19 protein-coding genes and 1 pseudogene are annotated in these 20,839 nt (G+C 71.8%); 11 read left to right on the top strand and 9 right to left on the bottom strand.

Annotated elements, in window-relative coordinates:
- Nucleotides 1–69: 69 nt before the first annotated feature.
- From PYS65_RS29405 to PYS65_RS29415, 3 genes are all read left to right on the top strand, one after another.
- Nucleotides 70–1,122: a PP2C family protein-serine/threonine phosphatase gene (locus PYS65_RS29405; protein WP_279336961.1), complete on the top strand. Its 1,053-nt coding sequence runs from the start codon at nucleotides 70–72 to the stop codon at nucleotides 1,120–1,122.
- Between the two features lie 273 nt (nucleotides 1,123–1,395).
- The gene (locus PYS65_RS29410; protein ID WP_279336962.1) at nucleotides 1,396–2,736 is read left to right on the top strand and encodes an NsdA family TPR-like regulatory protein; all 1,341 of its coding nucleotides are present in this window, start codon (nucleotides 1,396–1,398) and stop codon (nucleotides 2,734–2,736) included.
- A 181-nt stretch (nucleotides 2,737–2,917) separates the two neighbouring features.
- Nucleotides 2,918–3,463 (top strand): NUDIX hydrolase, encoded by a 546-nt coding sequence (locus tag PYS65_RS29415; RefSeq protein WP_279336963.1) that lies wholly within the window; start codon nucleotides 2,918–2,920, stop codon nucleotides 3,461–3,463.
- A 49-nt stretch (nucleotides 3,464–3,512) separates the two neighbouring features.
- Here the strand turns inward: PYS65_RS29415 and PYS65_RS29420 are convergent, their stop codons facing one another.
- Nucleotides 3,513–4,373, bottom strand: coding sequence for a 3-hydroxybutyryl-CoA dehydrogenase (locus tag PYS65_RS29420; RefSeq protein ID WP_279336964.1), 861 nt, complete (start codon nucleotides 4,371–4,373; stop codon nucleotides 3,513–3,515).
- Between the two features lie 264 nt (nucleotides 4,374–4,637).
- On the opposite strand from PYS65_RS29420, the gene PYS65_RS29425 reads away from it, so the two are divergent.
- Nucleotides 4,638–5,897: a glycoside hydrolase family 10-like protein gene (locus PYS65_RS29425; RefSeq protein ID WP_279336965.1), complete on the top strand. Its 1,260-nt coding sequence runs from the start codon at nucleotides 4,638–4,640 to the stop codon at nucleotides 5,895–5,897.
- Between the two features lie 21 nt (nucleotides 5,898–5,918).
- On the opposite strand, the gene PYS65_RS29430 is transcribed toward PYS65_RS29425, so the two are convergent.
- Together PYS65_RS29430 and PYS65_RS29435 are read right to left on the bottom strand one after the other, a co-directional pair.
- Nucleotides 5,919–6,113, bottom strand: coding sequence for a DUF1918 domain-containing protein (locus PYS65_RS29430; RefSeq protein ID WP_279336966.1), 195 nt, complete (start codon nucleotides 6,111–6,113; stop codon nucleotides 5,919–5,921).
- Between the two features lie 176 nt (nucleotides 6,114–6,289).
- Nucleotides 6,290–7,285: a DMT family transporter gene (locus PYS65_RS29435; RefSeq protein ID WP_279336967.1), complete on the bottom strand. Its 996-nt coding sequence runs from the start codon at nucleotides 7,283–7,285 to the stop codon at nucleotides 6,290–6,292.
- Here PYS65_RS29435 and PYS65_RS29440 point away from each other — a divergent pair.
- Nucleotides 7,284–8,783: an aminotransferase-like domain-containing protein gene (locus PYS65_RS29440; RefSeq protein WP_279336968.1), complete on the top strand. Its 1,500-nt coding sequence runs from the start codon at nucleotides 7,284–7,286 to the stop codon at nucleotides 8,781–8,783. The two genes, PYS65_RS29435 and PYS65_RS29440, sit on opposite strands and share 2 nt — an antisense overlap.
- A gap of 104 nt (nucleotides 8,784–8,887) precedes the next feature.
- Nucleotides 8,888–9,481 (top strand): histidine phosphatase family protein, encoded by a 594-nt coding sequence (locus PYS65_RS29445; protein WP_279336969.1) that lies wholly within the window; start codon nucleotides 8,888–8,890, stop codon nucleotides 9,479–9,481.
- On the opposite strand, the gene PYS65_RS29450 is transcribed toward PYS65_RS29445, so the two are convergent.
- Together PYS65_RS29450 and PYS65_RS29455 are read right to left on the bottom strand one after the other, a co-directional pair.
- Complete coding sequence (locus PYS65_RS29450; protein WP_279336970.1) at nucleotides 9,463–9,903, bottom strand: DUF6314 family protein; 441 nt, start codon at nucleotides 9,901–9,903, stop codon at nucleotides 9,463–9,465. The two genes, PYS65_RS29445 and PYS65_RS29450, sit on opposite strands and share 19 nt — an antisense overlap.
- A 235-nt stretch (nucleotides 9,904–10,138) precedes the next feature.
- The gene (locus tag PYS65_RS29455) at nucleotides 10,139–10,693 is read right to left on the bottom strand and encodes a DoxX family protein (RefSeq protein ID WP_279336971.1); all 555 of its coding nucleotides are present in this window, start codon (nucleotides 10,691–10,693) and stop codon (nucleotides 10,139–10,141) included.
- Nucleotides 10,694–10,897: 204 nt separating this feature from the next.
- On the opposite strand from PYS65_RS29455, the gene PYS65_RS29460 reads away from it, so the two are divergent.
- Entirely contained in the window at nucleotides 10,898–11,542 is a 645-nt protein-coding gene (locus tag PYS65_RS29460; protein WP_279336972.1) for an alpha/beta hydrolase, read from the top strand.
- 64 nt (nucleotides 11,543–11,606) lie between these two features.
- Here the strand turns inward: PYS65_RS29460 and PYS65_RS29465 are convergent, their stop codons facing one another.
- Both PYS65_RS29465 and PYS65_RS29470 read right to left on the bottom strand, forming a co-directional pair.
- On the bottom strand, nucleotides 11,607–11,993 hold the full coding sequence (locus PYS65_RS29465) for a VOC family protein (protein WP_279336973.1): 387 nt from the start codon (nucleotides 11,991–11,993) through the stop codon (nucleotides 11,607–11,609).
- Nucleotides 11,990–12,283, bottom strand: coding sequence for an ArsR/SmtB family transcription factor (locus PYS65_RS29470; protein ID WP_279336974.1), 294 nt, complete (start codon nucleotides 12,281–12,283; stop codon nucleotides 11,990–11,992). The genes PYS65_RS29465 and PYS65_RS29470 overlap by 4 nt, the downstream gene beginning before the upstream one ends.
- Nucleotides 12,284–12,476: 193 nt before the next feature.
- Between PYS65_RS29470 and PYS65_RS29475 the strand changes: the two are divergent.
- Both PYS65_RS29475 and PYS65_RS29480 read left to right on the top strand, forming a co-directional pair.
- Nucleotides 12,477–12,896, top strand: a pseudogene (locus tag PYS65_RS29475) (helix-turn-helix domain-containing protein); the annotation flags it as partial.
- Between the two features lie 460 nt (nucleotides 12,897–13,356).
- A complete protein-coding gene (locus PYS65_RS29480) occupies nucleotides 13,357–14,595 on the top strand; it encodes an RNA-guided endonuclease InsQ/TnpB family protein (RefSeq protein ID WP_279336975.1) in 1,239 nt (412 codons plus the stop codon).
- A gap of 287 nt (nucleotides 14,596–14,882) precedes the next feature.
- Here the strand turns inward: PYS65_RS29480 and PYS65_RS29485 are convergent, their stop codons facing one another.
- Nucleotides 14,883–16,304 (bottom strand): glycosyltransferase family 39 protein, encoded by a 1,422-nt coding sequence (locus PYS65_RS29485; RefSeq protein ID WP_279336976.1) that lies wholly within the window; start codon nucleotides 16,302–16,304, stop codon nucleotides 14,883–14,885.
- Between the two features lie 236 nt (nucleotides 16,305–16,540).
- Here PYS65_RS29485 and PYS65_RS29490 point away from each other — a divergent pair, with 236 nt between their 5' ends.
- Together PYS65_RS29490 and PYS65_RS29495 are read left to right on the top strand one after the other, a co-directional pair.
- Nucleotides 16,541–17,221, top strand: a complete 681-nt coding sequence (locus PYS65_RS29490) for a response regulator transcription factor (protein ID WP_279336977.1) — start codon at nucleotides 16,541–16,543, stop codon at nucleotides 17,219–17,221.
- Complete coding sequence (locus tag PYS65_RS29495) at nucleotides 17,208–18,668, top strand: sensor histidine kinase (RefSeq protein WP_279336978.1); 1,461 nt, start codon at nucleotides 17,208–17,210, stop codon at nucleotides 18,666–18,668. The genes PYS65_RS29490 and PYS65_RS29495 overlap by 14 nt, the downstream gene beginning before the upstream one ends.
- 773 nt (nucleotides 18,669–19,441) lie before the next feature.
- Here the strand turns inward: PYS65_RS29495 and PYS65_RS29500 are convergent.
- Nucleotides 19,442–20,728 (bottom strand): RNA-guided endonuclease InsQ/TnpB family protein, encoded by a 1,287-nt coding sequence (locus PYS65_RS29500; RefSeq protein ID WP_279336979.1) that lies wholly within the window; start codon nucleotides 20,726–20,728, stop codon nucleotides 19,442–19,444.
- Nucleotides 20,729–20,839 lie beyond the last annotated feature (111 nt).

Raw genomic sequence — 20,839 nt, forward strand, 5'->3', positions numbered from 1 at the left:
TCGAAAGAATCAGACCGGCCTCTCCGAGGCCGGTCTGCGCTGTCTGGGCCACAATGGGGGGCCATCGGCATGATCCGCTTCAAGGCTGGGCCGCCCCGCACGGGGCGGCCCAGGACCACCTCATGGAATCCCGACCGCTGCCCGCTGCGCCGGGCGCTCGCCCGCGGACTGCCGCCCACCGCCCTGAGCACCATCGGCACCGGACTGGCGCTGCACGTCGGGCAGAGCCTGCTGCGGGAGCTGCGGCGGACCCGCACGATCGCCCGCACCGCGCAGTGGAGGCTGCTGCCGCCGCCGCGCGTCGACGGACTGACGGTCGCCGCCGTCCAGCTGTCCGCCGACCGGATCGCCCGGCTCGGCGGCGATCTGTATGAGGTGCTCGCCACCGAGCACGGCGTACGGGCGGTCATCGGCGACGTCCGCGGACACGGACCCGGTGCCGCTCCCACCGTCACCGCCGTCCTCGGAAGCTTCCGCGCGGCCGCGTACGACGAACCCGACCTGGCCGGAGTGCTGCGCCGACTGGAGCGGGCGATGGACCGGCACCTGCGGGAGCGGGCCCGCGCCGAGCGGCCTGCGCCGGCTGTCGGCGCCGCCGCCGACGGCCATCAGGTCGCCGAGGAGTTCGTCACCGTACTGCTCCTCGAGATCCTCCCGGACGGGCAGGTCCGGGCGCTCAACTGCGGCCACCCCTGGCCCCATCTGCTGAGCGGCACACGGGCCGAACCTCTCGCCCGCGCCGATCCGCACCCGCCGCTGGGCCCGTTCCCGCTGCCCGCCGAGCTCCCCACCGTCCCCTGCGGACGACTGCTGCCCGGTGACATACTCGTCCTGCACACGGACGGAGCCGAGGACGCACGGGACGCCGAAGGCCGCTTCTTCCCGCTGCCGGAGGTGCTCGCCGCGGCCGCGCGCGAGACACCGCGCACACCGCAGGCGGTCCTGCGCACGGTCCTCACGGCACTGACCCGCCACACCGGCGGCTCACCCCAGGACGACATCGCCCTCATGGTCCTCAGGAACGAGCGCCCGCCTCCGCGCGCCCCCTCGACCGCGGCACAATCCCCGCGGCCGGTCACGACGGACCCGCGTGCGGCGAGCCCTCAGCAGTTCCCCGCATAGCCGTGCGTCCCCGCAGCGGACGCGGACGGCCGGCGGGGCCGTCCGCCCCGCCGCGGAGTGTCGGGCAGGCAGCTGGGCGGACGGCGCTGACACGGGCCGCCGCACTGTACGAGGGGGAGCCGGCGGCCCGGCCGCCTCTTTCGAGGTACCTCAGTCAACCGTCCGGAAACTCTCCGCGACAGCGCGCACACACTGCGGATTCGGGCACTCCGGTCACACCCCGTGTGAACACCCGGCCACTACTCTGTCGACACCGATCCCCCGGGGGACCCCATGCAGCCCAACACCCTGCTCGACGCGGTCCTGGACGAGGCCGGCATCTCGCATGCCGGCCTGGCCGCACACGTCAACCAGGCCGGCCGGGCGCGCGGACTGTCACTCAGGTACGAACACACCGCCGTGGCCCGCTGGTTGAAGGGGCAGCGGCCCCGCGGCCAGGTGCCCGACCTGATCTGCGAGGTCCTGGCCGTCCGGCTGCACCGCCAGGTGACCCTCGACGACATCGGCCTCGGTGTCCCCGGCGGACCGTCCGCCCCGCACTCCGGTTCGCTCTCCGGCTTCGTCGAGCGGGCCACCGCACTGTGGCGCTCCGACCAGCAGCGCCGCCCGCACCTCCTGGGCGCACCCGCGGTCACCGGCACCCCCGCCGTGATGCCCGTCTGGGAGTGGGAGAACCCGCCCGAGGACGTGGACGTCTCACGCGGTGGCCGGCACCGGGTCACGCCGGGCGACCTGGACATGCTGCGCTCCGCCCGCTCCCACTACGAGCAGATGTACCGCAAGGCCGGCGGTGTCGCGACCCGCGCCCGCATCGTCGGCTTCCTCAACACCGAGGCCGCCCCGCTGCTGCGCGGCAGCTACACCGACTCCACCGGCCGCCAACTGCACCGGGCCACGGGCGGGTTGGTGGCGGTCGCGGGGATCTGCGCGTACGACTCCGACGCGCACGGACTCGCCCAGCGCTACTTCCACCAGGCGCTCCGGCTGGCAAAGGCCAGCGGGGACCGCGGGCTCGGCGCGTACGTGATCGCGCTTCTGGTCAACCAGTCGCTGTTCATGCGGGAGCACCGGCAGGCCGTCGCCTTCGCGGAGGCCGCGCTGCGCGCCGCGGGCAAGCACATCACCCCCGCCCTCGCCTCCGACCTGTACGCGATGCAGGCGAAGGCGTACGCACACCTCGGCGACGGCACGAGCGCGCTGTCCTGCATCCGCCGCGCCGAGCAGGCCGCCGAGCGCATCCGGCGCGGCCACGAACCCGATGAGACCGGCTATGTCCAACCCGGCCTGGTCAACGTGCAGGTGGCGGAGGCGCTGCTCAGCCTCGGCGAACTGGCCGCGGCGGGCGAGCACGCGGCCGCCGCCGTCGACACCCCCGCGCACGACCGGGGACGGGTGCACCGGCTCGCCATGCTGAGCACCATCGAACTACGGCAGGGCAACGCCGACAAGGCGGTCGCCATCGCGGTGCAGATGGCCGAGCAGGCCCGTGGAATGGAGTCGCAGCGGCTGCGCGACAGACTGCGCGCCGTCCGCGAACACCTGGTGCGCAACGGCTGCGCCGGCACCGGTGAGGCGGCCGAACTCATCGACGGCGCCCTGCGTGTACCGCTGTAGCCCGCCGCACCTGCCCGGTGGCTCGTCTGCGTGCCCAGTGGTCCCGGTGGCCCGCCGCAGGTGGTCGCGCCGTGCGCCCGCGTCGCGCCGTCCGCTGCGTCGCGGGCGGCCTCCCGTGCGCCTGCTGCCGGACCACTGCTGCTGCGATATTGCCCCTTACTCAGCGGAAGGTGGCATAACCGTGCAGTGGACGAAGCAGAACGAACACATTGTGTACTCGAACCGCTGGTTCAGCGTCAATCTCGCGGATGTCGTACTACCGGACGGCCGGCATCTCGACCACTTCCTCATCCGGCTGCGGCCCGTCGCCGTGGCCACGGTGGTGAACGAGGCCAACGAGGTCCTCCTCCTGTGGCGCCACCGCTTCATCACCGACAGCTGGGGGTGGGAGCTCGCGGCCGGTGTGGTCGAGGACGGCGAGGACGTCGTCCGGGCGGCGGCCCGGGAACTGGAGGAGGAGACCGGCTGGCGGCCCGGCCCCCTGCACCACCTCATGAGCGTGGAACCGTCCAACGGGCTCACCGACGCCCGGCACCACATCTACTGGGCCGACGAGGGCGAGTACGTCGGACACCCGGTGGACGACTTCGAGTCGGACCGCCGGGAGTGGGTGCCGCTGAAGGTGGTCCCCGACCTGGTCGCCCGCGGCGAGGTCCCGGCCGCCAACATGGCGGCCGCGTTACTGCTGCTGCACCACCTCAGGCTCGGCCAGGACGGCAGGCCCTGACGCCGACGGCCCGGCACCCCGACGGGGTGCCGGGCCCACGAAGCGTCCCTCAGCCGTAGCTGTAGAAGCCGGAGCCGCTCTTGCGGCCCAGACGGCCCGCGTCGACCATGCGCTGGAGCAGCGGGGGAGCGGCGTACAGCGGCTCCTTGTACTCCTCGTACATCGAGTGCGCGACCGAGGCCACCGTGTCCAGGCCGATCAGGTCGGACAGCTTCAGCGGGCCCATCGGGTGGGCGCAGCCCATCTCCATGCCGTTGTCGATGTCCTCACGGCTGGCGATACCCGACTCGAACATCCGGATCGCGGAGAGCAGGTACGGGATCAGCAGCGCGTTCACCACGAACCCGGAACGGTCCTGGGCGTGGATCGCGTGCTTGCCCAGCACCTTCTCGGCGAAGATCTGCGCCCGGCTGATCGTGCCCTCGGAGGTGGTGAGCGCGGGGATCAGCTCGACCAGCTGCTGCACGGGGGCCGGGTTGAAGAAGTGGATGCCGATGACGTGGTCGGGCCGCGAGGTGGCGACCGCCAGCCTCACCAGCGGGATGGAGGAGGTGTTGGAGGCCAGGATCGCGTCCGGCCGGGTCACCACCTGATCGAGCACCTGGAAGATCTCCGTCTTGACCTGCTCGTTCTCGACGACGGCCTCGATCACCAGGTCGCGGTCGGCGAACTCGCCGAGGTCCGTGGTGAAGCTCAGCCGGGCCTGGGTGGCCTCCAGCTCCTCCGCCGTGATCTTGCCGCGCTCGGCTGCCTTGGTGAGGGAGTTGTACAGCCGGGTACGGCCGATCTCCAGGGCCTCGCCGGTGGTCTCCGCGACCATCACGTGCAGTCCGGCGCGCGCGCACACCTCGGCGATCCCCGCGCCCATCTGGCCGCAGCCCACCACTCCGACGCGTTCGATGTCGGTCACACCGTCCCCTTCGCTTCCCTGCGCGGTCCGTCTGCGCTGTCACGGCTCTGTTCTACCGCTGTTCTACCGCTGTCCTGCCGCTCTGTTCCACGGCTCGGCCCTGCGACTTCGCTCTGCGGCTCCGGCAGGGCCGCCGGTTCGCGGCGCCCTGCTCCGTTCGTGCACGCTACCCGGAAGTATCGATGATCGATCGTGCGGGTCGGGCATGCTGGGCACGGAACGGTCCGTGACCGGACGGATCGCGGCTTTTGTGACGGGTGTGAAATGGGACGAGTGTCACGCAGGGCGTTCGCGACGGCCGCGCTGTCGGCCGTGACGATGATGACGGCCGCCTCGGCCGGCCAGGCCCGGCCGGGGCCCGGTCCCTCGGGTGCGGCGGGGGGCCGGGGAGCGGCGGCGGGGGAGATGCGGGGCGTGTGGCTGGCGACCGTGGCCAACCGGGACTGGCCGTCGCGTCCGGGACTGAGCGCCGACCGGCAGCGGGCCGAGCTGATCGCCCACCTCGACACCGCCGTCCGCAACCGGCTCAACACCGTGATCCTCCAGGTACGGCCCACGGCCGACGCCCTGTGGCCGTCCCCGTACGAGCCCTGGTCCGCGTACCTCACCGGCACCCAGGGCACGCACCCCGGCTGGGACCCGCTGGGCACCGCCGTCACCGAGGCCCACGCCCGCGGCCTGGAACTGCACGCCTGGTTCAACCCGTACCGGGTCGCCCCGCACACCGACCCCACCCGGCTCGCCGCCACGCACCCGGCCCGCCGGAACCCCGGCTGGGTGGTCCCGTACGGCGGGAAACTCCACTACAACCCCGGGCTGCCCGAGGTCCGCGCCTTCGTCGTGGACGCGATGCTCGACGCGGTACGCCGGTATCCCGTCGACGCGGTCCACTTCGACGACTACTTCTACCCGTACCCCGTGGCGGGGCAGGCCTTCGACGACGACGCCGCCTACGACACCCACGGCGGCACCTTCCCCGACCGGGCGGCCTGGCGGCGGGACAACATCGACCGGCTGGTGCGCGAGACGGCGGCCCGCATCCGGGAGATCCGGCCCGGCACCCGCTTCGGCATCAGCCCCTTCGGGGTGTGGCGCAACGCGGCGACCGACCCTCTCGGCTCGGACACCCGGGCCGGTGTACAGACCTACGACGACCTGCACGCCGACACCCGCCGGTGGGTGCGGGAGAACTGGATCGACTACATCTGTCCGCAGCTCTACTGGAACATCGGCTTCGCCGCCGCCGACTACGCGAAGCTGCTGGCCTGGTGGTCCGCGGTCGTGGAGGGTTCCGGGACACAGCTGTACGTGGGCGAGGCGCTCTACAAGGCGGGTGACCCGGCGCAGCCCGCCCCCTGGCAGGACCCGGCCGAGCTCTCCCGGCACCTCACCCTCGCCGAGAACCATCCGCAGGTGCGCGGGCACGTCTTCTTCGCCGCCCGGGAGCTGAGCACCGATCCGATCGGCGCGATGGCGCGGGTGGTCGCCGACCACTACGGGCGGCCGGCGACACCTCCACGCTGATCCACCCCGGCGGTCGCCGGGCTATCGCTGACGGTTCCTGTGCCGGATCTCGGAATCGGGGCCGGGTGAGCACACGGCCTCGTGCCCGTCCTCGAAGCGGACCCGATAGGGCGGATCGCCCTTCTGGCCCATCACTTCGACGATCTCGGCCACCTTGTCGTGCTGACCGACCACCCTGCCGTGCTGGACAAGCTGGTCGCCCACGGTTGCGCGCATAGGGGTCTCCTCACCAAGTGCGGGAGCAGCGGTCCGTGGCTCCGAGTCTACGGCCGAGCGGGCCGCCCGGCATGCTCCGCGCGGGAGCAGACCGCAGCCTGGCGTCCGTGCGCGAGCGGCCCGCCCACCGGGGCCTGCGCGGCGACGGGCCGAGCGTCCTTGATCCGTACATCCCCTCAGCCGCGCGCCCGCTGGGTGACGGCGATGCACACCAGCACGGCAGCCGCCGTCAGCGGGGCCGCCGCCGTCAGATGCTCGCCCAGGAGCAGCACCGACCACACCAGGGTGAGCAGCGGCTGGGCCAGCTGCAGCTGGCTGGCCCGGGGGATGCCGATCGCCGCCATGCCCCGGTACCAGACGACCAGCCCCAGGAACTGGGAACCCGCCGCCACCCACAACACCCCGGCCACACTGTGCACGGTCAGCCGCACCGGCTCGACGGCCAGCGCGAAGGCGGCGGCGGGCACGGTGAACGGCAGGCACAGCACCAGCGCCCAGCCGATCACCTGCCATCCCGGCATCACCCTGGCCAGCCTGCCGCCCTCCGTGTATCCGGCCGCGCACACCAGCAGCGCCGCGAAGAGGTACAGGTCGGCCGTGGTCAGCGCGCCGCCGCTCTGCCGCACGGTGAAGACCAGCACCGCGACGGCACCCGCCGAAGCGGCCGCCCAGAAGGTGCGCGAGGGGCGGGAGCCGACGCGCAGGGCGGAGAACACGGCGGTGGTGAGCGGGAGCAGCCCGACCACGACGGCCGCGTGCGCGGTGGTCGATGTCTGCAGGGCCAGCGTGGTCAGCAGGGGGAAACCGAGGACGACGCCGACGGCGACCACGGCGAGCCCCGGCCAGTGCCGGCGGGCGGGCAGTGGCACACCTGACCACCGCGCCAGGCCCTTCCGGAGGCGCACAGGAACACCTGCCGCTCCCGTCTCCAGAGCCCCGGCCCGCCTTCCCACCGTGAGCAGGCAGCCGCCCGCGATCAGTCCCGCCAGCACGCAGCGCACGGCCACCAGGGACCAGGGCCCGAATCCCTCCAAACCCCAGGCGGTGGCCGGGAAGGTGAGCGAGAAGGCGATGACGCCGAGGGCGGCCTGCAGGGTCCCGAGGCCGGCGCGGTCCCGGCGCGTACGGACCGCTATCGGGTTCGCGGTAGTAGCGCTACTCTCTGCTCTCATGCATGAGCGTAGCAGCGGTGCTGATCTGGCGGATCGACTGCGGCGAGAGCTGGACCGCTACTCGCCGGGTGGAAAGCTCCCGTCGAGCCGGGCGCTCGTGGAGCGGTTCCGGGTGAGCCCCGTGACCGTCTCGCGGGCACTGGCTCAGCTCGCCGCCGAGGGGCTGGTGGTGACCCGGCCCGGCGCCGGCGCGTTCCGGGCCGCCCGCCCCGCGTCCCCGGCCCCCGCGGCCGGTGACACCTCCTGGCAGGAGGTCGCGCTCAGCGCCGAGGGCGCCGCCGATCTCGTCCCGCGCTCGGTCGACGCCTCCGGCGTCCTGGCCTCGCTCGCCGCCCCGGCGCCCGGCGTGATCGAGTTCAACGGCGGCTATCTGCACCCCTCGCTGCAGCCGGAGCGCGCGATGGCGGCGGCACTGTCCAGGGCCGGGCGCCGGCCGGGAGCCTGGGGGAGACCTCCGGTGGAAGGGCTGGTGGAGCTGCGCGAGTGGTTCGCGCGCAGCGTCGGAGGCGCGGTCACCGCGGCGGGGGTGCTGATCACCGCGGGTGGCCAGTCCGCGCTGACCACCGCCCTGCGCGCGCTCGCCCCGCCCGGCGCCCCCGTCCTCGTGGAGTCACCCACCTACCCCGGCATGCTGGCCGTCGCCCGTGCCGCCGGACTGCGACCGGTGCCCGTGCCCGTGGACGCGGACGGAGTACGACCGGAGCTGCTCGCCGACGCCTTCCGGGCCACCGGCGCCCGGGTCTTCGTCTGCCAGCCCCTGTTCCAGAACCCCACCGGTGCCGTACTCGCCCCCGAACGGCGCGGTGAGGTGCTGCGCATCGCACGCGAGGCGGGCGCGTTCATCGTCGAGGACGACTTCGTCCGGCGCCTGGTCCACGAGGACGCGGGCCCCCTGCCCCGCCCGCTGGCCGCCGACGACCCCGACGGCGTCGTCGTCCACGTCTGCTCACTCACCAAGGCGACCTCGCCGAGCTTCCGGGTGAGCGCCCTCGTCGCGCACGGCCCGGTGCTGGAGCGGCTGCGCGCCATCCAGATCGTCGACACCTTCTTCGTCCCCCGGCCCCTCCAGGAGGCCGCGCTGGAACTCGTGGGCTCGCCCGCCTGGCCGCGCCATCTCCGGTCGGTGTCCGCCGAGCTGAGGGCCCGCCGCGACACGATGACCACCGCGCTCCGGCTCCGTCTGCCCGAACTCGCCCTCCCGCACATCCCGGCGGGCGGCTACCACCTCTGGCTGTGCCTGCCCGACGGCACCGGGGGCACCTCCCGGGCTTTCGGCCCCGGAGGAGAGTCCGCGCTCACCGCGGCGGCCCTGCGCGCGGGCGTCGCCGTCACCCCCGGCCGCCCGTACTTCAGCGCCGAGCCCTCGGCCGCCCACCTGCGGCTGAGCTTCGCGGCGGTCGCGGGCACCGGGGAGATCGCGGAGGGCGTGCGGCGACTGCGTACCGCATGCGACGAGGTGCTGGGACAGGTGGGGCAGGGGCGTCGGCACTTCGGGTGAGTTGTCCGGCAGGTCCGGATCGAAGCCGTACAACCCGATGGACTCCGGGTAACACCCTGGCCGTACCCCTTGATTTGCACACTTCAGGGACCGACCATCGCGGCATGGCACTTCGGGTCACGTTCGTTGCCGCGGCGGGGAGCTCCTCGCGGCTGAACGAGCGTTTCGAGGACGACCGGCCACTCGACCAGGCCGGGTGGAGCGAGGTGCAGCGCGTCGCCCCTGAGCTGCTGCCACTCGCCGCGGCCGACCTGCGCTACTGCTCGCCGAACCCGCGCAGCCGTGCCACCGGGGACGGGCTCGGCTATGCCCCGCTGGTCCAGCTCGCCCTGCGCGACTGCGACATGGGACGCTGGCGCGGGCTGACCCTGGGCGAGGCGATGGCCCGGGAGCCGGAGGCCGTGGACGCCTGGCTCGCCGACCCGCGGGCCACCGTGCACGGCGGGGAATCGCTGCTGGACTTCATCACCCGCGTGGGCGGCTGGCTGGACACCCGGCCGCTGGAGGAGAACTTCCGGGTCGTCGCGGTGGCCGAACCCTCCGTGATCCGCGCCGCGCTGGTGTACGCGCTGAAGGCACCGCCCGCGACCTACTGGAACATCGACGTCCGCGCGCTGTCGCGGGTCAGCGTCACCGGGCAGGCGGGCCGCTGGAGCCTGCGCATCGAAGGTGTCTCCCCTCAGCGCGCACGGATGTAGCCGGTGTCCAGCTCCAGGTCCTTGGCCGGGCCGCGCACCCGCCAGAGGGTCCGCCAGCGGTCCTCGTCGTGGACGGTGAACTCGCCCCGGTAGAGGTCCGCGGCGCAGGGGTGCTCGGCGACGTACCGGCCCGTCGAGAGGTCCAGGTCGTGGAACGGCCGGCCGTCCGCGAACCGCACGTCCACCGTGCCGTCGGGACCGGGGAGGAAGCGCAGGGTGCGTTCGGCGGGCCGGGGGACGCCCTGCCAGGTGAAGGTGCCGGACTCCTGGTGCAGCAGGCCGCCGCCCTCGAGTGGGCTGAAAAGGGTGGTCCCCTCGAACCGCCCCAGGTGGCCGCTCGCGAGGTCCCGCACGGTCCGGGTCACCCGCCAGCGTCCGCCGAGGTAGGTGAGCGCGTGCGGTACTGGCCAGAACTCGTCCATCCCGTTGCGTTCCCCCTCGTGTCCGTCGCCGCACGAACCATTGACGTGCTTCTGCCTTCTCCTGTCTTGCCGTTCGAAACCGGCCTCCGGAGGGAGAAGGGCAAGCGTACGACTTCTCGGGGGCGGGCCCGGTGCGAGGCCGAGGCCCGCACGGTGATCGGCCTCGGTGGCGTGCGGGCCGCCGTCACGGAGACGGCGGCCCGCACCCGACGCCGACCGGGAACCACCCGCCGGGTCAGTGGCGCAGCAGCAGGGTGACACCGGCCACCACGACGCCGAGCACGACCGCGGCGCCGCCGTACGCGAGGCGGTGCGTGCGCAGCCAGGGCAGCAGCCGGTCCACGGCGATCCGGCCGGGGCCGGTCAGGGCGAGCGCCACCGCGGCCAGGGTGAGGAGCAGCTCGTACTCCACGCCCTCCGGGGCGAAGAAGCCGCCGCCCCACTTCACGGCGATCGCGTTGACCATCGTGCCGGCGACGGCCGCTGCGGCGAGCGGGGTGAACAGACCGAGCGCGAGGCCGAGCCCGCCGAGGGTCTCGGTGAGCCCGGCCACGACGGCGAACGCCTCGGGCGAGGGGTAGCCGAGGGACTCGAAGAACATCCCGGTGCCCTCGACGCCGCCTCCGCCGAACCAGCCGAACAGCTTCTGGGCGCCGTGCACGGCCATGGTCAGGCCGAGCACGAGACGCAGGACCAGCAGGCCGATGTCGTAGGCACGGGCGGGAGCGGCGGGGCCGTCCTGGCCGGTCGTGGCGGCGGCGGGGCGGGACAAGGTGGCGGAACTGGCCATGGGGGGACTCCTCGGAAGGGGACGGCGAAGACGGTGGGGGCGCCGCGCGGCACTGAGCGACGACCCGCCCCGGCAAACTTGAAGCTTCAAGCTAAACCAACCATAGCCCTTGCTTCAACTTTCAAGCAGTGCGGGTACGCTCGACCGTGCTCGGCCCCGAGCCGAAACCCGTGTCCGCCCCACGCCGCCCAAGGAGCCGCCGCCATGCCCCACACCGCCGCCCCCACGGTCAGCTGGTCCGTCGAACCCGACCGCAGGCCCGGCACGCCGCTGGTCGTCGCCCTGCACGGGCGGGGAGCGGACGAGGCGTCGTTCGCACAGCTCGCGCCGTATCTGCCGCAGGAGGCCACGATGGCCTTCGTACGCGCCCCGCTGGCGGAGGGCGGCGGGTACGCGTGGTTCGCCAACCGGGGAATCGGGCGCCCCCTGCCGGACTCCCTCGCGGCCACCGCCGGCTGGCTCTTCGACTGGCTCGACACCGAGGCCGCCGGCCACACGTCGGTCTCACTGCTCGGCTTCTCCGGCGGCATGGCCATGGCAGGCGGCCTGCTGCTCGCCCGCCCGGAGCGGTTCGCCGCCGCCGTCCTCCTGTCCGGCACCCTGCCGTGGGACGCGGGCCTGCCCGAGGAGCAGGGCCGCCTGACCGGGATGCCGGTCTTCTGGGGCCGGGACACCGCGGACCAGGTGATCCCCGCCGACCTCGTCACCCGGACCGGCACCTGGCTCCACGAGGACTCCGGCGCCCGCCTCGAGGAGCGCCGCTACCCGGGCCAGGGTCACGCCATCGCCCTCCCGGAACTGACCGACGCCTCCGCCTTCCTGCGGCGCGCGTGGGAGAGCGAGGGCTGAGGGGCGGGGCCCGGGGCCGGGGGCGGTGGAGGGAGAGGGCGCGCCGCCGGCCTTCGCCGGGTCTCTACTTGCTGTGCACGATCTGGATTAGGTTGCCGCAGGTGTCGTCCAGGACCGCAGTGGTGACCTGGCCCATTTCGAGCGGCTCCTGGGTGAACTGCACTCCGAGCCCGCGCAGCCGGTCGAACTCTGCGTGGACGTTGTCCACGGCGAAGGAGACGGCCGGGATGCCGTCCGCGGCCAGTCCCGTCTTGTACGCCGCCACCACGGGATGGCGGGAGGGCTCGAGCAGCAGCTGGGTCCCGTCGGGCTCCTCCGCCGAGACCACGGTCAGCCACCGGTCCTCGCCCAGCGGGACGTCGTGCTTCTTCACGAAGCCCAGCACCTCGGTGTAGAAGCGCAGGGCCTTCTCCTGGTCGTCGACGAAGGCGCTGGTCAGGTGAATCCTCATGGGGTGCTCTCCGGACTGTCGGGCCTGAGCCACCGGGTCACGATGTGCTCAAGGGGTGCGGTGTTCAGATCGTGGAACTTGTAGCGGCCCTGGCGCCGTGAACGGACCAGTCCCGCGGATTCCAGTACGGCCAGGTGCTGGCTGATGGCCTGGCGGGACAACCCCAGGCCGTGCTTGGTCACCAGCCGTGTGCATATTTCGAACAGTGTCTGGCCGTCCCGTTCCGCCAGCTCATCGAGGATGCGCCGACGGGTCGGGTCGGCCAACGCCTTGAAGACGTCCTCCGCCATGACCGACACGATAGGCAAGCGGCTGCTTGCCTATCAAGTCGGATGCGGAAGAGCGCTCGCGCGACGAGGTGAACGGCGCGCACATGCCTGGTCGCTGTACGTGGCTCGTCGGCGCATGTGGGCGGGACGGAGCATGTCGCTTCGACGCGGAGCCACGTTGATGGGAGAGGCGGTGATGCACATGAGCGATCTGATGGGACGGGCTGCCGAAGAGCCCGGTACGGAGGAAGGCGAACGGGACGCGGGAGCAAGCTCCGGCATTCTGCGTCTCTTCGGGCGTCAGCTGAAGCGGTTCCGGGTCCGGGTGGGCCCGGAACGGCCCGAGTTCTGTTCGACGACGGGCTACTCGGCCTCGACGATCGCCGCGTACGAACAGGGCCGCCGGGTCCCGCCGCCGAAGTTCATCGACCAGGCGGACGAACTTTTGGACGCAGGCGGCGTCCTCCAAGAGATGAAGGAGGAGGTCGCGCGGGCGCAGTATCCGGCGTTCTTCCGGGACGCGGCGCGGTTGGAGACGGAAGCGGTCGAACTGCACGTGTACGCGAACCAGGCGGTGCCAGGACTGCTGCAGACGCGGGAGTACGCGCGGGCGGTGTTCGGCATGATGCGTCCGCGCTCGGCGAGGCGGTGAACGGGTTGGGTGGCTACCGGGTTTCATTCGCAGTGCTCCGGCCTTCAGACCGTGGGGGTGAAGCGAATCGTGTGACTGCGGCGCGGAGCGTCGCGGTGGCGTTCCGGCGGAGCCGGACAGTGCGGCCGCCGAGGGTGAGGCGGGGAACGGATGTTCCCGGCGACATCCGGTGTGGAGCGTTCGTACGCTCCTCGCATGCAGCTTCGGTACGCCTTCAGCGGATTCTTGCGAGGAACCCCGGGGCTTCAGCCCCGGGAGGAATCGCATCCTTGTGTCCCGCGGCGCGGAGCGCCGCGGTATCGCTTGTGCGGGCCCGGCCGCGGAGCGGCCGGGTGTCGTGTCCGGTGGGGCCGTGCTGCTGTGCCGGTGTGGGTTCACTCGGCCGGGTGATGACGGGTGAACGTGCGGTGGCCGGCCGTACGGGTGTGTAGGTTCGGTGATCGTGAAGCTGGTGGTGCAGATCAGGCTACTGCCGACGCCCGTGCAGGCGGCGGCGCTGGAGGCGACCCTGCGCGCCTGCAACGAGGCCGCCACCTGGGTCGGCGAGGTCGCCTTCGCACACGGAGAGTTCAAGAACTTCGCGCTGCGCAAACTCACCTACGAGCAGGTCAAGTCACGGTGGGGCCTGGGCGCGCAGGCGGCCCAGCACACGATCAAGAAGACCTGCGACGCCTACGCCACCCTGCGGGCGAACCTGACGGCGGGCCGCCTGGGCCGCCCCGGCTCGGTCCGCCACCGCCGGGCCACCCAGAAGCCCGTCGTCTTCCGTCCCCTGGGCGCCCAGCCGTACGACGACCGGATGCTCTCGTGGCAGCTCGCCGAGCGGACGGTGTCGGTGTGGACCACCGGCGGGCGGATGAAAAACGTGGCGTTCACCGCCGTGCCGGAGCAGCTGGCCACCCTCGCCCGGTACCGCAGGGGCGAGTCCGATCTCATCTGCCGGGACGGCAGGTGGTTCCTGAACGCCACCTGCGAGGTCCCCGAGGCACCGCTGAACACCGACCCGGTGGACTTCCTCGGCATCGACCTCGGTGTTGTGAACATCGCCACCACCTCCGACGGCAAGATCATGGCCGGGCGCGGGCTCAACCGGATCCGGGCCCGGGAACGCACGCTGCGGGCCAAGCTGCAGCGGAAGAACACCCCGTCCGCCCGGCGGCGGCTGAAGAAGCGCCGCCGCAAGGAGGCCCGGCGGGCCAAGGACATCAACCACAAGATCGCGAAACATGTGGTGGCCGAGGCGGAACGCACCGGTCGCGGAATCGCCCTGGAAGACCTGACGGGCATCCGCGAGCGGGTACGGCTTCGCAAGCCCCAACGGGCCACCCTGCACTCCTGGTCCTTCCACCAGCTGGGCAGCTTCATCGCGTACAAGGCCCGCCGGGCGGGGGTACCGGTGGTGCACGTCGATCCGGCGTACACCTCCCGTACCTGCGCCGAATGCGGGCGCATCGACCAGGCGAACCGGGTCTCGCAGGCCCGGTTCGCGTGCCGGAACTGCGGATTCGTTGATCACGCAGACCGGAACGGCTCCCGCAACATCCGCGCCAGAGCGTGGGAGTTGTGGCGACGCGGGGCCCCGTCAACGGCCCCCGCCCCGCCCCCGCGCCAGCGGGACGGGGCTGGACGCAAACGCAGCATCACCGCCAGTGATGCCCGTTGTGCAAGCCCAGGACTTTAGTCCCGGGTCCTTGACTTGGCGAATCGTGGTCTGAGATGCGCAGGTCAGGAGCGCGTGGAGAATTCTTGTTGGCGGATCTTGAGAGGGCTGGTGGGCGAATCACGGGGTTGGACGCTCACTGTGCTGCGTGAATGTCGTGGTGAGGCGGTCCAGTGTCCGCGCCCCTGGGCGCAGGAGCGGCACCGCGACGTCGACCGAGGTGTCGGACTGCACTGTGAACCGGAAGGCCGGCAGCCCGTGCGTACAGAGATCGGGCGCGAGGGCCGGCGCCGCGGTCACCTCGTCCTTCAGCCGCTCGCTCCCGGCCTGTTGAATCCAGGCCCGGCCTTCGGAGACGGTTCGTGGTCTCGGACATAGACGGTGACTCGCGCCCCGTTGACATGGGTTGTTCCGTGCTCGCGGAAGTGGCGCCGCAGGGTGCTTGTTTTCGCTTGCTCCTGCGGGTTGGTCGGCGAGTGCGCACCCGCCGGGTCGCGGACCGTGACGATTCGGTCGAATTCCAGCATGCGTGCCGCTATGTCTTGGGCGGGAAGCTCGACACCTGCAAGTGTGTTCGACGAAACGGGGTCCTGTGCCAGCGCCAGATCCGTCAGGAAACGGGTGTCCTCGGGGTTGGCCGCGGTCCAGATCCGGTGCTGGCCGGAGAGATAGAGCAGTCCGTCGCCGGTACGGCCCACCTCGCGTACGGTGGCGCCGATGGCGGTGACGTCATTGCTTCGGCTCTGGGGCGTCCTCAGCCAAAGGCCCGTCAGGACGAGTGCGGCCAGTACGGCAACCGCGGCCACTCCCGCAACCGCCGCGTTGCGGGACGACTTCCGCTGCTGGTGGAAGTGATCCATGCAGGCGCCCACCAGCAAGGCGATTCCGATGTTGCTGTAGAGCACGTACCGATCGACGAAGAGGGGCTTGACCAGCGAGGCGATCAGCAGCAGAAGGCACGGAAGCACAACGATCGGCACAGCCAGCACAGGGAGCCGCACGGGTCCCCTCGTCGCCACGGGCGCCAGGGCACACGCCACGCCCACGACCGCCGCGGCCAGGAATTCAGGAAGCCGCACCGGTACGTCGATCCAGGACACCTGCGCGGACTGCTCCGCACTGCGGACCGCCAGCGGCAACAGTCCGGCCACCACGCTTGCGGCAGTCACGCCCCACGCCCTCAGCACCGGTCGCGGAACACGGGAGACGACCAGTGCGACGCCGTGTGCGACCAGGGCGAGAACCGCGAACTCATGGAGCAGGCAGGCCAGTAGCATGGTGCAGCCGTAGACCGCCCACCGCCATCGGGCGTGACGCGTGACGCCGACCACGAGCGCATAGGTGGCCCAGGCGACCAGGGCGCAGACCATGGCGTACGAGCGGCCTTCCTGCGTGTACTTCTGCACCTGAGGAAGGAGCGGAAACACCAGCCCGGCCAGCAGCCCGACACGCGGCCCCGCCAGACGCAGGCCCAGCAGCCCGACTGCGCTCGCCGCCGCGGACATCGCCAGCACGGACGGCAGCCGCAACGACAGCAGTCCTGCGCCGAAGAGACCGAAGATCTCATGCATCACGGCGTAGTGGAGGGCATGGACCAGATCGACATGCTGGGCGGTGAGCCATATCTGCGAAAGGTCGCGGTGCGCGAGCTGGTAGGTGACGGACTCGTCCCCCCACATGGTGTTCTTCCTGCGGATGCCCCAGAGTCCCAGAGCGATGGTCAGCAGCATGGGCGCGAGGACGACAACCGCTCGGGCCGGGCGCGGTGACGGCCGACGGACGGGTGGGGGAGCAGCGACCGTCTCGATCACGGCGGGCGCACGTTCATCAACGGACATCGACGGCAGGGCCTTTCAGCAGTGGAGAAGAAGTTCCGCCAGCGTGCCCGGACCTCGTTGACCGGTTGCTGATCCAACCTGACCGGCCGATCAGGAAGGCGGGCCGGCACTGTGCGAGGCTGCACCGCATGCGCGTATTGGTGGTCGAAGACGAGGTGGACCTTGCCCACACCCTGCGCACCGGCCTGACCGCCGAGGGCTACAGCGTCGACCTCGCCCATGACGGCCGGCAGGGACTGTGGATGGCCCGTACCGGCGAATACGCCTTTGTCGTACTGGACTTGATGCTGCCCGGACTCAACGGCTACAAGGTCTGCGCCCAGCTGCGCCGGGAGGGGAACGCGACCCCCATCCTGGTACTCACCGCCAAGGACGGGGAGTGGGATCAGGCGGAGGCCCTGGACACGGGGGCCGACGACTACCTGGCCAAACCCTTCTCCTACATGGTGCTCGTCGCACGGTTGCGGGCCCTGGTCAGACGAGCCGCCACGGTCGCCCCGCCCGTCCTCGCCGTGGGGGACCTCTCGTTGGACGTCGCTGCCCGGGTCTGCCGCCGGGCCGGGACCCGGGTCGACCTCACGCCCAGGGAGTTCGCCGTGCTGGAGCTGCTGGCCCGCCGGGCGGGCCAGGCGGTCTCCAAAGCGGATCTGCTCTACCACGCGTGGCCCGACGAGGCCGAGGATCCCAATCTGGTGGAGGCGCGTATCAGCTCTCTCCGCAAGAAGATGGACGCCGCATTCCAGCGGCAGTCCCTGCAGACCGTACGAGGAACCGGATACCGGCTGGTGGACGACCGTGAACGCGACTGAACTGCGACGCCGCCGGTGGCCACGTTCGGTGCGAGCCCGCACGGCCCTGGCCGTTGCCTCGACCGCCGCCGTCATCCTGGCCGCCATGGGCTGGTGGGTACACCGCGACGTCTACCGCCAGAGCACGCAGATCGCCACCGAACAGGCCGTGCAACAGCTCTTGGCCCTCAGCGACCAGCTGAGGGAGGGAGTGGTTCCCGCTCGCGCGAGCGCCGTGCCGTACGAAGTCGTCGCGACCGGCCGACGCGCCGCCGTCGCCTACGGCGGAGGCATGGAGGACTTCGATCCCGGCACCCACCACGTGATGCCCGCCGCGACCGGGGAAGGGTCGCCCAACTACGTCCGCATGCCGGTGAACCGTGACTACACCCCCGGGATCAGGGGCGACATGGCCGGCGAGAGGTATCGGGTCCTGGCGGCCGACATCGAAGCCGATGAACTGAGCAGCGACGAGGTCGCCGCTCTGGGCATCGCCGCCGACGCCAGGATGCGGGTCTATGTGGTGGTGCTCCCGAGAGCGGCCGAGGAAATCACCGGGACCATCGACCGCCTGCTGCTGCGCGCCGGCCTCGTCGGCCTCGTGCTGATCGCCGCCATCGCCTACTTCACCGTCCGCATCGCGCTGCGGCCGGTCGAAGCCATCCGCGTCCTCACCGCCTCGGTCACCGCGAGCGACCCCCGCGAACGCGTCACCGTGCCCGCCACGGGACACGAGATCACCGCCCTGGCCACCACCATCAACGCCACCCTTCAACGCCTCGACAACGCCGCCGCCCAGCAACGCCGCTTCGTCGCGGACGCCGCTCATGAACTGCGCAGCCCCCTCACCACACTGCTGGCCAGCCTGGAAGTCGCGCTCGCCTACCCGGAACGCACCGACTGGCCTGCGGCAGTCACCACTGCCGCACGACAGACCCGCCGCCTCCAGGCCCTCGCCGAGGACCTGCTCCTTCTCGCCCGCCTCGACACCCGCACCCCCACAGCCAGCCCCGAAACCGTCGACCTGACAGCCCTCGCCTCCCGGCTGACCGAGGAATACCCCCTCACCGAACGACCGTTGACCCTCACCTGCGACAGCACCGCCCCCGCACACGCACACGGAAACCCCGACGAGTACGAACGGCTGCTGCGCAACCTCATCGACAACGCCGCCCGCCACGCCGCACACCGCATCCAGATCACCATCCGCACCCAGGACGCCTGGGTCGTCCTCACGGTGCACGACGACGGACCGGGCGTGCCCACCGAAGACGCCGAGCGCATCTTCGAACGCTTCGTCCGGCTCGACGACGCCCGCTCCCGCGACCACGGCGGCACCGGCCTGGGCCTCGCCATCGCCCGCGACCTGGCCCACCGCCATCGAGGCACCCTCACCCTCGCTCCCCGGACCCTCGGAGCATGCTTCCAGCTACGCCTTCCCCGGGCCCCTGCCCCAGCCGGGAAATGACGCGCTTCACCGCGGCAGCCCTTTCCCTCCTCGGGCAGCGCGGCGAGGACCGCGCCGACGTCCGGGGTCAGGTCGGGCCGGACGGTCAGCAGGGCGCGCGGGCCGAGACCGGCGCGCACTGTGTCGAGGTTTTCCAGAGTGAGGCGGTGCCGGCGTGCGGCGTTGCGGACGTAGGTCTCCTCGAGGAACAGCGTCTGCCGTGCGGCGAGCAGGGTGCGCACGCGCGTCCAGAAGTCCTCGTCGGCCGGCTCCGTCACTTCCGCCTCGTCGAACTCAGCCGCGTAGGGCGAGGCCGTCAGCGGTTCCGGGAAGAGACCGAGTTCCCGTGTACGGGCCACGGCGTCCGCGCAGGGCCGGTCGCTGCCCACGTACACGTACTGGTCCCACCCGACGTGCACGGTGAACACATCCCCCACCTCCAGCCGGCACCAGGCGCCCTGGTCGCGGAGCATGGCCCGGACCAGTTCCAGGGCGACCGGAAGGGAGGCCTCGGCCCCGTCGTGGTAGCCGGTGAGGTCGGGCGGGAAGAGCCCGCCGAGGCCGTGCCCCTCAACCGGCGGCTCCACACCGAAGTGGACGAAGCCGGTGACCGCAGGTTCGCGGATCTCCAGCCGGTCGATGTCCGAGGCCTCCGCGAAGGCGGCGATCGCCGCCAGGTACGCTGCTTCGACAGGTCCGTGGTCGCTGGCCGTGTCCTCGGCACCGGTGTAGTGGCCGTGCTGGTCGCGGTCGGCGGGGTCGTATTTGGTGATCCGTTGACATCCTCCCCCTCCTCAAAGGAGGGGGATTCCGACCCGGGTGGGTCGAGGTTCACGGGTGCTCGAGCGGCCGGTGGCCGCTGTCACCCCTCCGGCACCGGCTGCCCGCCGGGGGCGGGGGATCCCGCCCTGTCCTGCCGCGACGTTGACTGCTGCGTTCTCATCCGCGTTGCAGGTGAACCCGCAGGACACGCAGACGAACTCGGCTTGGCTCTTGCGCGAGTCCTTTTCGATCCAGCCGCAGGCACTGCACCGCAGCGAGGTGTAGGGGGCGGGCACGTCCTCGACCCGGCCCGGGGCCTTCTCCCCGGTCCGGCGGCGCAGCAGGCCCCAGCCCTGGGCGAGGATCGCCCGGTTCAGCCCGGCCTTCTGCCGCACCCGGGTGCCGGGCTGTGCGACGGTTCCCTTCGCCGAGCGGGTCATGGTGGTGATGTTCAGTTTCTCGAACCGGATCAGGCGGCAGGTGCGGGCGAGCATGGTGGAGGTTTTCTCGCACCAGTCCTTGCGCCGGTCCGCCTCCCGCGCCTTGATCCGGGCCACCTTCGCGTACTCGGCGGCCTTGGCCTCGCTGCCCCTGGGGGCGCGGGCCGCGCGGCGCTGGTGCTTGCGGACCCGGGCCCGCTCCCGGGGAGTGAGCTGGGGGCAGTTCAGCCTCCGCCCGTCGGACAGGGCAGCGGTGATCTTGATGCCCCGGTCAATGCCGATGACCTCCCCCGTGCCGGGCGCATCGACCGGCTCGGGGATCACGGCGAAGGCGACGTGCCACCGGCCGTTGCGGAAGGTGACCCGGAACGTCTTCGCCTGCGGCAGCCCGGCGCGGGTGAGCCGGAAGCGCACCCAGCCGCAGCCGGGCACCTTCACCCGCGCCCAGCGTCGGTTGAGTTTCTGCACCACCACCGAGCGGCCCATCACCTGCCGGCCCCCGGCGTTCAGCCTCGGCGAACCGTCCGGATGAAACTCCGGGACCCGGTCGGTGCCGATCACCCGGAAGCCCTCATGCACATGCTTCCTGCGCCAGGTCGGCTCACCGAACCCGGAAGCGAACCGCGCGGCTTTGGCCCTGGCGAAGTCCTGCAGCGCCTGCTGCTGCACATCCGCGTTCCCGGCCCGCAGCCAGGCGCTCTCCCGCCGGGCCTCGGTGAGCTGACGGCACTGCTCGGCGAACCCGGGCGCAGGCCTGCGGCCCGGTTTCCGGTGGGCGTGCTGCTCGACGGCCAGGTTCCACACGTACCGGGCGTGCGCGCAGTGCAGCAGCATCTGCTCCGCCTGCGCGGCCGTGGGGTACATCCGGAACCGTGACATGTCGTCCAACGTAGTCCCGCCCCTCTCTCACCTCTTCGGATTCGGCCGGGCTCACCCGAACGAACGACCGACCCCCGCCACCACTCCCAGCCGCGCACTGCCACACCCTTC

The organism is Streptomyces cathayae, assembly GCF_029760955.1.
GTDB classification, from domain to species: Bacteria; Actinomycetota; Actinomycetes; order Streptomycetales; family Streptomycetaceae; genus Streptomyces; species Streptomyces cathayae.

Excerpts from the sequence above, each read along its gene's own strand:
- PYS65_RS29445 (WP_279336969.1), top strand. The coding sequence starts at position 8,888 with ATGGCACTTCGGGTCACGTTCGTTGCCGCGGCGGGGAGCTCCTCGCGG.
- PYS65_RS29425 (WP_279336965.1), top strand. The coding sequence starts at position 4,638 with ATGGGACGAGTGTCACGCAGGGCGTTCGCGACGGCCGCGCTGTCGGCC.
- PYS65_RS29410 (WP_279336962.1), top strand. The coding sequence starts at position 1,396 with ATGCAGCCCAACACCCTGCTCGACGCGGTCCTGGACGAGGCCGGCATC.
- PYS65_RS29455 (WP_279336971.1), bottom strand. The coding sequence starts at position 10,693 with ATGGCCAGTTCCGCCACCTTGTCCCGCCCCGCCGCCGCCACGACCGGC.
- PYS65_RS29470 (WP_279336974.1), bottom strand. The coding sequence starts at position 12,283 with ATGGCGGAGGACGTCTTCAAGGCGTTGGCCGACCCGACCCGTCGGCGC.
- PYS65_RS29460 (WP_279336972.1), top strand. The coding sequence starts at position 10,898 with ATGCCCCACACCGCCGCCCCCACGGTCAGCTGGTCCGTCGAACCCGAC.
- PYS65_RS29500 (WP_279336979.1), bottom strand. The coding sequence starts at position 20,728 with ATGTCACGGTTCCGGATGTACCCCACGGCCGCGCAGGCGGAGCAGATG.
- PYS65_RS29450 (WP_279336970.1), bottom strand. The coding sequence starts at position 9,903 with ATGGACGAGTTCTGGCCAGTACCGCACGCGCTCACCTACCTCGGCGGA.
- PYS65_RS29485 (WP_279336976.1), bottom strand. The coding sequence starts at position 16,304 with ATGCTGCTGACCATCGCTCTGGGACTCTGGGGCATCCGCAGGAAGAAC.
- PYS65_RS29440 (WP_279336968.1), top strand. The coding sequence starts at position 7,284 with ATGCATGAGCGTAGCAGCGGTGCTGATCTGGCGGATCGACTGCGGCGA.
- PYS65_RS29430 (WP_279336966.1), bottom strand. The coding sequence starts at position 6,113 with ATGCGCGCAACCGTGGGCGACCAGCTTGTCCAGCACGGCAGGGTGGTC.
- PYS65_RS29405 (WP_279336961.1), top strand. The coding sequence starts at position 70 with ATGATCCGCTTCAAGGCTGGGCCGCCCCGCACGGGGCGGCCCAGGACC.
- PYS65_RS29465 (WP_279336973.1), bottom strand. The coding sequence starts at position 11,993 with ATGAGGATTCACCTGACCAGCGCCTTCGTCGACGACCAGGAGAAGGCC.
- PYS65_RS29435 (WP_279336967.1), bottom strand. The coding sequence starts at position 7,285 with ATGAGAGCAGAGAGTAGCGCTACTACCGCGAACCCGATAGCGGTCCGT.
- PYS65_RS29490 (WP_279336977.1), top strand. The coding sequence starts at position 16,541 with ATGCGCGTATTGGTGGTCGAAGACGAGGTGGACCTTGCCCACACCCTG.